Source organism: Acaryochloris thomasi RCC1774 (assembly GCF_003231495.1).
GTDB lineage: Bacteria > Cyanobacteriota > Cyanobacteriia > Thermosynechococcales > Thermosynechococcaceae > RCC1774.
Genome location: NZ_PQWO01000005.1, coordinates 317833 through 331349, shown reverse-complemented (window position 1 = coordinate 331349; position 13517 = coordinate 317833). Strand labels below are relative to the sequence as shown.

General features: G+C 49.6%; 11 protein-coding genes. 9 read left to right on the top strand and 2 right to left on the bottom strand.

The genetic code is table 11. The annotated features are described in order from the left end of the window. The first annotated feature begins 157 nt into the window (after positions 1–157). On the top strand, positions 158–1075 hold the full coding sequence (locus tag C1752_RS11035; RefSeq protein WP_110986113.1) for a malate dehydrogenase: 918 nt from the start codon (positions 158–160) through the stop codon (positions 1073–1075). Between the two features lie 69 nt (positions 1076–1144). On the opposite strand, the gene C1752_RS11030 is transcribed toward C1752_RS11035, so the two are convergent. After that, entirely contained in the window at positions 1145–2569 is a 1425-nt protein-coding gene (locus tag C1752_RS11030) for a sodium/proline symporter (protein ID WP_110986112.1), read from the bottom strand. Between the two features lie 159 nt (positions 2570–2728). Here C1752_RS11030 and C1752_RS11025 point away from each other — a divergent pair, with 159 nt between their 5' ends. The 7 genes from C1752_RS11025 (at position 2729) to C1752_RS10995 (ending at position 12343) form a co-directional block, all read left to right on the top strand. Beyond that, positions 2729–3070, top strand: coding sequence for a cupin domain-containing protein (locus tag C1752_RS11025; protein WP_199464355.1), 342 nt, complete (start codon positions 2729–2731; stop codon positions 3068–3070). 154 nt (positions 3071–3224) lie between these two features. Continuing rightward, complete coding sequence (gene fbp, locus C1752_RS11020) at positions 3225–4286, top strand: class 1 fructose-bisphosphatase (RefSeq protein ID WP_110986110.1); 1062 nt, start codon at positions 3225–3227, stop codon at positions 4284–4286. Between the two features lie 120 nt (positions 4287–4406). Continuing rightward, entirely contained in the window at positions 4407–5549 is a 1143-nt protein-coding gene (gene tal, locus C1752_RS11015) for a transaldolase (protein WP_110986109.1), read from the top strand. 185 nt (positions 5550–5734) lie between these two features. Next, positions 5735–7264, top strand: coding sequence for a glucose-6-phosphate dehydrogenase (gene zwf / locus C1752_RS11010; protein ID WP_110986108.1), 1530 nt, complete (start codon positions 5735–5737; stop codon positions 7262–7264). A gap of 45 nt (positions 7265–7309) precedes the next feature. Continuing rightward, positions 7310–8659 carry a glucose-6-phosphate dehydrogenase assembly protein OpcA gene (gene opcA / locus C1752_RS11005; protein WP_110986107.1) on the top strand — a complete coding sequence of 450 codons (1350 nt, stop codon included), beginning with the start codon at positions 7310–7312 and terminating at the stop codon, positions 8657–8659. A gap of 489 nt (positions 8660–9148) precedes the next feature. Then, positions 9149–9592: a hypothetical protein gene (locus C1752_RS11000; protein ID WP_110986106.1), complete on the top strand. Its 444-nt coding sequence runs from the start codon at positions 9149–9151 to the stop codon at positions 9590–9592. Between the two features lie 300 nt (positions 9593–9892). Then, positions 9893–12343, top strand: coding sequence for a two-partner secretion domain-containing protein (locus tag C1752_RS10995; protein WP_233501520.1), 2451 nt, complete (start codon positions 9893–9895; stop codon positions 12341–12343). A 58-nt stretch (positions 12344–12401) separates the two neighbouring features. On the opposite strand, the gene C1752_RS10990 is transcribed toward C1752_RS10995, so the two are convergent. Further along, a complete protein-coding gene (locus C1752_RS10990; RefSeq protein ID WP_233501518.1) occupies positions 12402–12785 on the bottom strand; it encodes a DUF423 domain-containing protein in 384 nt (127 codons plus the stop codon). Positions 12786–12920: 135 nt separating this feature from the next. Here C1752_RS10990 and C1752_RS10985 point away from each other — a divergent pair, with 135 nt between their 5' ends. Next, positions 12921–13511, top strand: a complete 591-nt coding sequence (locus tag C1752_RS10985; protein WP_110986104.1) for a type III secretion system chaperone family protein — start codon at positions 12921–12923, stop codon at positions 13509–13511. Positions 13512–13517: the final 6 nt, after the last annotated feature.

Genomic DNA, 13517 nt, shown 5'->3' with positions numbered 1-13517 from the left:
CCTAACAACCCCGTCCCCACGCAACAAGTTTAGCGACATCAAATACGACAAAAACACGATGAGGAAGCTGAGATCGTTTTTAAAGCTGCGATCTCACAGCGGTTTTATTCAATCCGTCGTCTTTATAGGTGAGCAGCCAGCATTACAGGATCTATGTATGAAAATTTCTGTCATCGGCATCGGTAACGTTGGATCAACGATCAGCTTCGTCCTGGCACAAGACGGCTTGGCTACGGAGTTAATTCTCTACAACCGCACACGAGATATTGCTCGTGCTGAAGCTACTGATATTCAGCAAGCATTAGCGCTGACGTCCTATCGGCTCATTGTTCGGGATGGAGAGCTGGAGGATACGGCTGAATCCGGCATTATCATCATCGTGGCGAGTGCCCCCATGCCTAAACAGATGCAAAATCGCAGTGAGCTGCTGTCGCACAACAGTCAAATCATGCGTACCCTGATTCCTCCTCTTGCTAGCTACAGCCCCAATGCCATCTTTATCAACGTCAGTAACCCGGTTGATGCCTTGACCTACGAGATTTTACAAATTGCTCGGCAACACACTGATCAAATCGACTGGCAGCAGGTTATTGGAACCGGCACCTTGATCGACTCAGCACGATTCCGCGACCTTTTATCAACGCAACTCGGCATCCACCCCTTAGATATCAACGCCTATATTTTGGGGGAACACGGAGACAGCCAGTTTGCGGCCCTCAGCTCTGCCACTATCGGTGGTGAACCAATTAATGCAGATCCTTTACGCCAACAGATGGTAGAAGATGCTAAGCATTCTGCTTGGAAAATCTTCCAAGCCAAGGGCTATACCAACTACACCGTGTCTTTAGCTGTCAAACTAATTGTTCGCAGCATCGTAGAGGATCTGAGATACACGCTACCCGTCAGTGTCTTGATGGAGGGGTACTGCGATGTCTTTAACTGCTGCTTGAGTGTTCCTTGTGCTGTCGGTCGCTCAGGTGTACATCGCCGCATTGAAACTCGGTTGAATGAGAAGGAAGTGCTGGCATTCCAAAACTGCGCTCGTACGGTTCAGCAACAAATCCAGCAGTGTTAAGCAGAGGGCTGACATCAAAGTTAGTCGATCTAAGGACTGAACAGGGTCAAAGCCGTGGGCATCAATCGCTTAGATCTCAGACTCCTGTACATGCTGTCTCTTCCACAGCCAAGCAAGCAGGTAGACTGCCCCCCCCGCCAGCATCCCTGGCAAGACTTCGTAGACCGATCCCGAGAACTTAAGGACAGCATTCCAAATAGCTGCGACGGCGACACCTGTCGTCATCATCGCAGCTCCCACGGCTGGGCTAACGGGCAACGCAAAAACGCGCACCATCAGCAGCGGCCCGAGGCCACAGGCAAGGGCCGACCAAGCAAACACGCCGAGGGCAAACATATTTTTGTTGCTGGAAAGTGCGATCGCAACTATCAGCCCCGCTGAAATCACCGTCGCCCGCTTCGCCCATCGATAAGACCCCGCCCACTGGGGAAACAAATCCTGGGTCAAAGCCGCCGAACAAGACAGGATCTGTGAATCCGCCGTTGAAATGACGGCGGCGAAGACCCCGGCCAAAATCAGCCCGACCAGAAGCCCCGGTAGCAGCTCAGTGGCCATCAAGGGCAGCGCTAACTCAGGATCGCCACCCTCAAGCAAGCCTGGAACTAAGACCCGAGCCGTCAGCCCTGTAATCACCGCAGCAGTAGAGAAAATAACGTACAGTCCCGCATAGATATTGCGTGAGATGCCCATCTGCTCACTGGACTTCAGCACCATCGCCCGCACCATAATATGTGGCTGACCGACAACGCCAACACCGCCCATCAGCCAGCTCAATAAGAACAATACAAAGCCAAATTGCAGATCTTTCGGCACCGGATCAACCAATGCGGGATCAAGTCCCTGGAGCTGAGTCCACAGACCGCCAAAGCCGCCGCAGGCTGCAAGAGCGATGCCCATCAATAAAAACATGGCACCCATCATGACGATGGACTGCACTGCATCGGTCCAAATCGAGGCTCGGATGCCCCCAGAAAAGCAGTAGAGAACGACAATGATGGCCCCCAAAATGATGCCGATGGAGTAGTCCCAGCCAAAAACAACGTGGAGGGCTTTGCTACCGGCGAGGAGTTGAGCAGCAGCGTAGCAGCCGAGGAAAGCGAGGGTAATTAGAGCGGAGAGAGATGCGATCGCACGATTGGGTTTTTCACCCTTTGTAATAGCACCGAGAAAAGAACCAAAGGTATCTGCCCCTACTTCAGCCGATTGCAACCGTAACCGTTTATGGATAAAGAACCAAGTGAGATAGTCCCCCAAAAACCAGCCCACCAACAACCACACCGAAGAAATGCCAGCGGTGTAGGTATAGCCAATTGTGCTAATAAACATGCCGCCACTGTGGGCAGTGGCAAAAGCAGATAGACCTGTCAGCCAAGGATTAACGCCTCGACTCGCTAATAAATAGTCAGCGGTCGTGCCTTGTTTTTGGGTTGCTGAGTACAAGCCTACGCCAGTGAACAGCAGTAGAAACACAACAAAGCTAATTGCAACTAGCATGTTCACACAGAGTTATTGAACAGATCACGGGGTGGACAGCCACCTTGGCGATTACTGTACAGCTTAATCACAGTCCAAAGCTGAGAAACCCTCCAGAGTAAAGTTACAGACCCAATGTTGACTTTCTAGACTTGTCCTCGTGACCGCGCAGGTAAAATCATGGCTCAAACATTCCAAGACTTGTCAGTACAGGAATATTCAGCGTTAGATGCATTTCCCGGTAGCAGTTGGGCTGTTCTAGCAGAGCCAGTCCCAGAAGGATCTATTCATCGCCTCAGGATGAAGCAGGGAACCATTATTCCAGTCCACACACATCCCGCTGACGAATACGTTTTTGTCGTTTCAGGCAGCATCCAAACAGGAGGTAGACGCTGTGAAGCAGGCTGTTTTTGGACAACACCTAAAGAAACACGACAAGGACCACATGAAGCACTAACAGACGTAGAACTAATCACAATCAGACTCGGAGCCATGGGGACATTTGCAGAAGCTCCAAGCTGAGTGACCTTCCTCGACCGTTATCACCTCAGAATCTAAAGGTTTCCTATAGTTCAGACCTGACTCAGCCCATTCTCAAAATGCCTCCTTAAGATAGGAAGTTGGAAGGGTAACAACTGTTCACGACGGTGACGCAATACCCATACGGGGAGGCTGAATGTCAGACAACACCCATTTAGATATCACTTACGACTACGCATTAGATCGGGACTGCACGACGCTCTCTCGTCATATCTTGGAGCAGCTCCAGAGCTTTGGCCCTGACGCCCAAGACCTCAGTGCGCTGATGACGCGCATTGGTCTCGCCGGGAAGCTGATTGCCCGCCGTCTCAGTCGAGCCGACCTCGTCGAAGGCGCTTTAGGGTTCACAGGCGATACCAACGTCCAGGGCGAAGAAGTTAAAAAGATGGACATCTACGCCAATGAGGTGTTTATTGCCGTCTTCAAGCAAAGTGGCCTCGTCTGCCAGCTCGCTTCAGAGGAAATGGAGAAACCCTACTACATTCCTGAGAACTGCCCCATTGGCCGGTATGCGCTGCTCTACGATCCCATTGATGGCTCTTCTAATGTAGATATCAACCTCAATGTCGGCTCTATCTTTTCGATCCGGCAGCAGACCGGCGAAGACCCGGATCAAAATGGTGCGAACCTGCTGCAAGATGGTCATCAACAGTTAGCGGCCGGATACATTCTCTATGGCCCCAGTGTGGTGCTGGTGTACTCCATTGGTAAAGGCGTCCATGCTTTTACGCTAGATCCTAGTCTTGGTGAATTTATCCTATCTTCTGAGAGTATTCAGGTGCCGAAGCACGGTCCTGTCTACAGCGTTAATGAAGGGAACTTCTGGCAGTGGGACGAGGCGCTGCGGGACTTCACTCGCTATGTCCATCGCCATGAAGGCTATACCGCTCGCTACAGCGGTGCACTGGTGGGTGATTTTCACCGAATTTTGCTGCAGGGCGGTGTGTTCATTTATCCCGGCACAGTAGAGAAGCCAGACGGCAAGCTGCGCTTGCTCTATGAGTCCGCACCTTTGGCATTTTTGCTAGAGCAGGCTGGTGGTGCAGCTTCTACCGGGAAGCATCCTCTGTTAGATGTCGTTCCGGACTATCTTCACGCCCGCACACCGCTAATCATCGGCAGTACCGAAGACGTTGCTTTGGTGAAGTCGTTTATTGATGAACGGGTGCGAGAGCAGGAGCCTGTGCTGAAAAGTTAGTCGTTGAGATATTGCTGTGTTGCAGAGCGCCTAGAGATTCCCCCTAGCCCCCCTTCTCAAGGGGGGAACGGATGTGTAGTAAAAACCTAGCTCACAATTATTATTGACTTGGAGAGAACGATGGCAGTTAATCACTTACTCGAAATCAAAGAATTCGGACAAAGTATCTGGATGGACAATCTCAGCCGCGACATCATTGAGTCCGGCCAACTGAAGGAGATGATGGAAAACCAGGGTGTTCGTGGCATCACTTCAAACCCAGCTATTTTTGAAAAGGCGATCGCAGGTAACGCCACCTACGACGGTGACATCAACATTGGCATCAAGGCCGAGCAATCGGTCATGGATATCTATGAATCGCTAATTTTTGACGATATCCGCAATGCCTGCGATGTTTTCAAACCTCTCTATGAACAATCCGGTGGTTTAGATGGCTACGTCAGTATTGAAGTGCCGCCCAATATTGCCAACGACACTGCGGCCACGATTAAAGAAGCCCATCGCTACTATCAAGAAATTGGGCGCGAGAACGTCATGATTAAGATCCCGGGTACAGAGGCGGGGCTACCAGCGGTGGAAGAGGTGATTGCCAGCGGCATCAACGTGAACGTGACGCTGTTGTTTGCTGTTGATAGCTATGTAGAGACCTTCTACGCCTATATTCGCGGGCTAGAGGCCCGGGTGGCGAAGGGCGAAGACATCAGCAAGATTGCGTCGGTGGCGAGTTTCTTTTTGAGTCGGATTGACTCTAAGGTGGATGGCCTGCTGGATGAGCGGATTGCAAAGGCCGGAACAGAAGCGTTTACAGAGCAGTTGAAAGGGCTGAAGGGGAAGGTTGCGATCGCAAACGCCAAGATCGCCTACGAAAAGTACAAAGAGATCATCCAAACCGACCGTTGGAAAGCACTCTCAGCCAAGGGAGCCAACATCCAGCGCCTGTTATGGGCCAGCACCAGCACCAAAGACCCCGCCTACAGCGACGTCATGTATGTCGATGAACTGGTCGGCCCTGATACCGTCAACACACTCCCCCCCAACACTCTAGAAGCCTGCGCCGATCACTGTGACGTTGATAACCGCGTTGAGCAAGGCTTGGCTGAGGCGCATCAGGTCATTGATAGCCTTGCCACCCCAGAGATCGGCATTGATCTCGATCAGGTGATGGCCGAACTACTAAACGAAGGCATTGATAAATTCGTGCAGCCCTTCGACGTACTGTTAAATTCCCTGGAAGAAAAGGTTAAACAACTAGCCACGGTATAGGTTGGCACGGTTCACTATTACTCATTGGTAGTTAGCTAAAGCCAGCGCTTTCTCAATAGGCACTCACTCCCTTCGGGAAACCAGACCAAACTTTTGGTACTCTCCCCCCAAAATTGGGGGGTTGGGGGGGCCAGTGCAGCACCTCTGTTTTGAATTCCCCGACGTTACGAAAGCCCTCCGCCTCTATGGTCACACTTGCAGAAAACCCCCTTCGCGTTGGCCTCCGCCGAGAGCGCACTCCCGAACCCCTGATCATGGTGATCTTCGGAGCCTCCGGCGATCTCACCCAGCGTAAGCTCGTTCCCGCCATCTATCACCTCAAGCAACAGCGACGATTACCTGCAGAACTCACCATTGTCGGCGTCGCTCGTCGTGACTGGAGCGACGAGCACTTCCGTGAGCAGATGCGCGAAGGTGTCGAAGAATTTTCCGACGGCATTCAATCAGAAGAACTCTGGGAAAACTTTGCCCAAGGGCTGTTTTACTGTTCCGGGAATATTGACGATCCCGAATCCTATCAAAAGCTCAAGAATCGCCTCGAAGAAATTGACGGCATGCGCGGCACAATGGGCAACCGCGTATTCTACTTATCTGTCTCACCGAAGTTCTTTGCCACAGCCATTCAGCAGCTCGGCAAAGCTGAAATGCTGGCTGATCCGGTGAAGACCCGACTTGTCATTGAGAAGCCCTTCGGTCGTGACCTCAGCTCCGCTAAGACCTTGAACGAGGTTGTCCAAGAGGTTTGCACCGAAGAGCAGATCTATCGCATTGACCACTACCTTGGCAAAGAAACGGTTCAGAACCTGCTGGTGTTCCGGTTTGCCAACGCCATTTTTGAACCGCTGTGGAACCGTCAGTTTGTCGATCATGTTCAAATCACCGTCGCTGAAACGGTCGGCGTCGAAGATCGAGCCGGTTACTACGAAAGCTCTGGCGCTCTCCGCGACATGGTGCAAAACCACGTCATGCAGCTTCTCTGCTTGACTGCGATGGAACCGCCCAACGGTCTGGATGCCGACAGTATCCGCACCGAGAAGGTAAAGGTAATTCAGGCCATGCGGCTGGCCGACACCGATCAGCTGCAAAACTCAGCCATTCGCGGTCAGTATTCTAAGGGCTGGATGAAGGGAGAACCCGTTGATGGCTATCGTGACGAACCCGGGGTTGATCCCAACTCTACAACACCCACCTTTGTCGCTCTCAAGCTGCTGATTGATAACTGGCGCTGGCAGGGTGTGCCCTTCTATCTGCGTTCAGGCAAACGGATGCCCAAGAAAGTCACCGAAATCTCGATTCACTTCCGCGAAGTTCCTTTCCTGATTTTTCAGTCCGCAGCCCAGCAGGCAAACCCTAACGTCCTGACCATGCGAATGCAGCCCAACGAAGGCATTTCGCTGCGCTTCGAAGCCAAGATGCCCGGTCCCGACCTGCGGACCCGTTCCGTAGATATGGACTTCAGCTACGGCAGCTTCTTTGGTCAATCGAAGGGGGATGCCTACGATCGCCTGTTGCTAGACGCAATGCTCGGCGATCAAACCCTGTTTACCCGCGCTGACGAAGTAGAAGAATCCTGGCGTGTCTTTACGCCCGCCCTAGCCGCCTGGGATGCCCCGGCGGATCCTAATTCTGTGCCAACCTACGAAGCAGGTACCTGGGAGCCAGTGGAAGCAGAGCTGCTTATGAATAAAGATGGCCGTCGCTGGCGTCGTCTCTAGTCCTATTTTCTATCCCCCTTAACGCAAGCCCCTTAACGCAAAACTATGGCTAAATCTTCTCCCTTAGTTTCACTACAGTCCCCCAAGGATGTCTCCCTCAACGAAATTACGGCAGAGCTGGGCAAAATTTGGACGGGTTATAACGCCACTGGCGATGACAACAGTGCTCCGGCAGCAACCCGAGCCGCCACGTTCAGTTTGGTGGTTTATGCGCCTCAAGAAGTGCAGCAGCTGCTGGCGGCTCTGGGTTTCTATCAAGGCCCCATTGACGGTATTCGTGGCCCTCGCATGGAAGTGGCGCTGCGCTCAGCCCAGAAAGCCTATGGCTTAGAAACGACAGGGAAAGCAACACCAGAGACCAAGGAGCGACTGCAGCAGGCGATTCTTGAGAAAAGAACTTCTGGCGATCAGCCGTCGATGGACTATGTTCTTGATGCGAGTGGGTCAGGGCTGGCAGATGCGATCGCAAGCCAAAATCCCTGCCGCGTGATTACGCTCTGCCCCATCTCTGGCGAGGATGAAGGCGTCACTGCGCAGGTTTCAGCCTATTGCCCAATCAAAAAGCAAAAGCGCAGTTCTTTAATTTGCTGTGAGTACATTACCCTCACAGGCACCGAGGAAGCCTTGGCCCGCGTGGCTGGCCTAGTCCAGTCCCTGATGATCGGTGGGCTACCCAAGTTCCTCTGGTGGAAAGATACCCCCAACAGCAATCCTGAAATATTCAGTCGACTCGGCTCAGCCTGTAACTCCATCATTATGGACTCCAGTGAGTTTGATGATGCTGGGACTGAGCTAGTCAATATTCAATCCCTGGTTGAAGCAGATCACAATATTGCCGACTTAAACTGGCGACGACTGGCCGCTTGGCAAGAGCTAACAGCAGAAGCCTTTGACCCACCGGAGCGACGAGATGCTCTGATGGAAGTCGATCGGGTCACCCTTGATTACGAGAAGGGCAATCCTGCCCAGGCAATGATGTTTTTGGGATGGTTGGCAAGTCGCCTACAGTGGACTCCTGTTTCTGTAGAATCTGAGGGGGGTGACTACGACCTCAAACGAATTAAGTTCAAGAGTCAAGATCAGCGATCGATTGAAGCTGAATTAGCGGCAGTCCCGGTCGGTGATGTCGGTGATGTTGCGGGTGACATGATTGACCTGAAGCTAGCTTCAACAAATTTGCAGGCAGACTGCTGCACAGTACTGTGTTCTGAAACGCGGGGTTGTATGCGTATGGAGGCTGGAGGCGGCGCTCAGTCCTGCCGAATCCAGCATGTAACTCCGCTCCAGGATCAAAGTGCAGAGACCTTATTGAGTCAGCAGCTCCAACGCTGGGATCAGGATGTTTTATACAATGAGAGCCTGGCAGTCACCTCTCGAATCCTTCAACTTAGTTGAGCTCTTGTTCTCCTTCTAGAATGCTGACTCCCACCACAATCATCGCTATATTGCAGGATTGACACTAGACAGAACAACTTTTGTCAGCCAACTAGGGCCTCGATCCTGCCGGGTTTAGCACGTAACGCTTTTACAAGACCAGAGTGCAGAGACTTTTCTGAGTCAGTAACTAAACTGGCATAGGATCTCTTAATATTACGAGAGGCTGGACTCCGCAGCTCAGAACTTAGAGTCGGGAGCAGAAACTTAAGCTAATGTTACTGCCTAGGGCCTGAACTTCTCGACAATATTGAGAATACGAAGTTTTATCAAATCCTGCATATAACTTGTCCATTTATCTGAGATTTTAGTGGTTGGGGGATAGGAGTAGTTCTAACTGCTGGCAAACAAACTGTGTCCAGCTTTTATTCTGGCGACTTCTAAACATATTCTAGATAAATGGAAAAAGATACGCAATGAATTGAGTAGCACTAAGGATAGGTTAATTCTATGACGAGACAAAATGATACCTGTGGTGACCTCAGTGAAGTTCCAGGGCAACGCTTAACCCAATTTCTACACGAGCATGGGGGGAGAGAGATAATTCAGAAATATGGCCTTTTTCATTCCAGCGAAACTATTAGTGTTGAAGTCAGCTGCAACGGGGATAGTCTTGGTAAAGCTGCATGTTGTTTGGGCGAGGTTCAAGATAACTTCAACTCCTCAGAGTTTGACAGATCCAAGTTTCAAGAGGATTTTGTTGGAAGATTTAATGAGTTAGAAGCTGCACTTCCAGAGAATGGGATAGAGGCACATCTTACGTCACAAGGTATCGCTCAAGAAGATTTAGAGCTGGATTTCTCTCTAAAGTCAGGCGATGGGCTAATTCAAGTTAAAGCAGTTTGTAGAATCTGTCCTTGGTGGCCGGGCAAAGGACCTAAATGGTGTTGCTAGTATTATCGATATCGATCTGAAGAGTGGATGTGTGGGTAAAAGATCATATAAGTCCTGCACATCTCTCTTCTAATTAGAAGAGAGAGAGTAAAAAATAGTGATTACAGTTTCTAAAAGACTTGATGATAGTGAATGCTGCATTACTCTCACTGTCCTTCTTCATATTTTCAATACTTGCCTGTCTAAGCTTAAGTATGGGTTGCTCATTTCAGGCAGATGATGCATTTGTGATTTCATGGAGAGCTATTTAGATAAAAACATGCTCTGCCAAAGAAAAATTCAGGAAAACTTTAATTGATATTGTTGCTTGAATCACTTTATTCTGAAGTTATTCTTCTTGGATTGTTTGAGATACGTGATCTTAGTAAGGATGTAGTGGAAGACATGTCTAAGTATGTTTTTGGGATATCTAAGTCTTCGTACCTTTATTGCCTACTTATAATCTTCTCAAGTAGCTTTTCGTTCTTTGCAAGTAGCTTTTCGTTCTTTGATAGATTGGCCTCTGCCCAGCAGGTGGTTCCAGATAATACTCTCGATTCGGAAAGAGCTATTATTGAACAAACAAGTATTAATGGTCTTCCAAGTGATCAAATCTCTGGAGGAGCAATTCGTGGAAAGAATCTATTTCATAGCTTTGAGAATTTTAGCGTTAGTTCGGGTAGGGGCGTCTATTTCGTTAATCCTGCTGGCGTAGATATTATCTTAGGTAGAGTCACGGGAAATCAGTTATCTGAAATTCAGGGTAGATTAGGTGTCTTAGGTAACGCGGACCTTTTTTTGATTAATCCCAGCGGTATTTTTTTTGGCCCCAACGCTTCACTAGATCTCAATGGATCTTTCATTGGCTCTACAGCTCGTGGGTTTAGTTTTCCTGGAGATTTAACCTTTGATGCGCGTTCCTCATCTCCTCAGGAGATACTAAGTGTAAATGCTCCAATCGGCCTGTTTTTTGACCAAGAAGCTAGTCCTATCACTCACCAAGCTGACGAAAATGGTTTTGGGCTTGAAGTATCATCTAATCAAACAGTTGCACTTCTGGGAGGAAATATTGATATACAGGGAGGAGGCTTTACTGCATCAAGTGGTCGAGTAGAAATTGGTAGTGTATCTGGAAACAGTATTGTTAGTTTGCAGGGAATCGAAAGAGGCTGGTCTTTAGGCTATGATGACGTGCAAGAATTCCACGATATCACGCTATCTCAAGCACTGGAGTCAATCGGAGATTTTGGTACTGGGCCAGTTTTTCTACCATCTTTTATTCAAGAAATGGGTAACGGTAGTAATGTACAGCTTCAAGGCAGAAAAATATCATTAACTGGCGGGTCTCAAATTCAAGCGGCTGGCGGGAATATAAATGTATTCGCCTCTGAATCTGTCAACGTTATCGGTGTAGGTCCATTTTCTCGTAGTGGATTTATTGGGCAAACTAATCCAGATCTCGATGCGGCTAACCTAACAATTGATACAAAGAGGTTAGTTGTAAATGGAGGAGGGATAATTTCAACAGGCCCCAATATTTTTGTAACCAATTCAGGTGAAGTTGTTCCAACCGGAGGTGGCGGTACGCTGACCGTTAATGCTTCAGATCTGGTGTTACTTGAAGGAGAAGGAGTTAATTTTTCTGGAAGTCAACGCTCAGGTCTTCTAAGCAGTGCTGTCGGATCTGCACAAGCAGGAGACTTAGAAGTTAGCACAAACAAATTAATTGTTCGTGCTGGTGCGCAGGTATCTGCATCTACCTCTGGAGAAGGTTCAGGTGCAACAATCTTTATCACAGCTAATTCCATAGAACTAGACGGTTCTACTTCGAATGGTCAATCTCCAAGCGGAATATTTACGCAAACACAAGGATTGGGTGATGCAGGTAGCATTGAACTCAATACCGGAGCATTGTTAGTTAAAGATGGTGCAGAAGTAAGTGTTAGCAGTCAGGGTTCAGCTCCAGCAGGTAATTTGATGGTTACTGCTCAATCTGTTTTCCTGAACAACTCAGGACGACTGAGTGCAGAGTCTGACAATGGCGGTGGCGGGAACATTATCTTGTCTGATGTTGATTTCTTATTCCTCAACAATGAAAGTCAAATTTCTACTACGGCAGGTGGGAATAGTACGGGTGGCAGTATCACTATTGATGCCAATGTGATTGCAGCTTTGCCTGGAGGTAACAACGACATCACAGCAAACGCTTCCGAAGGTCCTGGAGGACTGATTACCATCAACACTCAGGGAATTTTTGGTTTTCAAGAACTGACATTGGAAGAACTTCAAGCGTTACTGCCTGGAGATCCAGAGCCAACCCCTGACAAGCTCCTCAGCAATGACATAACAGCAATTTCTCAGAGCGGTGATCCTAACCTCAGCGGTCAAGTCATTTTCAACACCCCCGAAACTGACCCCAGCGATCGCACCACTGAACTAACGGAAAGAATCGACATCCCGCCCAAGCTAGCTCAAAGATGCCGACCCGGCCAGGCACTAGGCAACGGTCAATTCGCCAACGTAGGTAACGGCGGTCTGCCCCCTACCCCCACTAGCCTTCGCAGTTACCCTGCGGTCTGGCACGATATTCGACCTCCTGCAGCTCTGCAGCAGGCCAGCACAGACGTGAAAATTCCTTCAGCAATTCCAGCACCTAAAACTCGGCCGATTATTGAAGCTAACGGCTGGTTAGCGACCTCTAAGGGACTAATGCTGGTTGCGCCTAAGCAAGCTTCTTCAACGACTACGCTTACCGCGTCCGGAAGCTGCTAAGTTCCTGAGGTTTATACAAGGTTAAAATCGAGCTGTTTTCGACCTATATTGTGGGACTTTACGCAGAGGGGCCAGTCTTTAGAGATGCGATCGCAAGACATCCCCAACCCACCAGAAACGCAACACCTCCCAACGGCGTAATTGCCCCTAAAATCTTAATACCAGTAAAGCTAAGAGCATAGAGACTCCCAGAAAAAAGTAAAACGCCTAGCGTCATGCTCGTCCCTGACGCCACCAACCAGCTCTGGCCCTCCGTGGCACGACTGAGCAACAGCGCCACTAAGATTAGCGCCAGTGCGTGATACATCTGATAACGAGTGCCGGTCTCGAAAACCTCTAACATGCGATCACTGAACTTACCCTTCAGCGCATGGGAAGCAAAAGCCCCCGCCGCCACCGATAGCCCCCCAAACACGGCCCCTAAAGCAAGGAATAAACGCATTATCATGTTGCTGTCCTTGTGCATGAACCATTACAAGTTATTACAGGGATTACCATCTGTGTGCTTCCACTCAGATTAATCACAGAATTCGCCCTTATCCTTAGAGAGGTAAGCGGTTTTATTGGGCCACCTCGCATGAAACATCTCAGCTCTTGGGTGCTAGGCATCGGTATTCTATCCGTGGCCACAGGAATAGCCTGGAGAGATATACAAGGGCAAGAGCTATCGCGCTCCTTCGCTAGAACCAGTACAGCGCAGCTTCAACCCATACAGTCTCCAGAACCACCGCCACGGTCTGAAGGCGCAACAACGATTCAAGATCTAGAAGAGATTCTAAAAACAGAGGCTGAGAACCTACAGGTCGAAGGTGGGCAACTTGCCTTTAGTTATGACGGACGAACAATGGTTATTTTGACCAGTGAGACCCACGACCGCATGCGCATCATTGCCCCCATCGCGTCCGAAGATACCCTAACAGACGAGCAGCGCAAAGAATTACTGGCCGCTAATTTTAGTTCAGCACTCGATGGGCGTTATGCAGTCAGCAATGGCGTTATCTTTGCAGCATTCTTGCACCCACTCTCAACTCTCGATGAGTCAGAGTTTAAGTCAGCCCTTCGTCAAGTTTCAGCTCTAGTTGCAAACTATGGCGGCAGCTACTCCAGTGGTGAAATCCAGTTTGGCGCTCAGCAAGAAGACCCATTGCAGGGTTTGCCCGAGATCTAAGCTCAA

Coding starts and splice junctions, on each gene's coding strand:
- C1752_RS11035 (WP_110986113.1), top strand. CDS start 158: ATGAAAATTTCTGTCATCGGCATCGGTAACGTTGGATCAACGATCAGC.
- C1752_RS11030 (WP_110986112.1), bottom strand. CDS start 2,569: ATGCTAGTTGCAATTAGCTTTGTTGTGTTTCTACTGCTGTTCACTGGC.
- C1752_RS11025 (WP_199464355.1), top strand. CDS start 2,729: ATGGCTCAAACATTCCAAGACTTGTCAGTACAGGAATATTCAGCGTTA.
- fbp (WP_110986110.1), top strand. CDS start 3,225: ATGTCAGACAACACCCATTTAGATATCACTTACGACTACGCATTAGAT.
- tal (WP_110986109.1), top strand. CDS start 4,407: ATGGCAGTTAATCACTTACTCGAAATCAAAGAATTCGGACAAAGTATC.
- zwf (WP_110986108.1), top strand. CDS start 5,735: ATGGTCACACTTGCAGAAAACCCCCTTCGCGTTGGCCTCCGCCGAGAG.
- opcA (WP_110986107.1), top strand. CDS start 7,310: ATGGCTAAATCTTCTCCCTTAGTTTCACTACAGTCCCCCAAGGATGTC.
- C1752_RS11000 (WP_110986106.1), top strand. CDS start 9,149: ATGACGAGACAAAATGATACCTGTGGTGACCTCAGTGAAGTTCCAGGG.
- C1752_RS10990 (WP_233501518.1), bottom strand. CDS start 12,785: ATGCGTTTATTCCTTGCTTTAGGGGCCGTGTTTGGGGGGCTATCGGTG.
- C1752_RS10985 (WP_110986104.1), top strand. CDS start 12,921: ATGAAACATCTCAGCTCTTGGGTGCTAGGCATCGGTATTCTATCCGTG.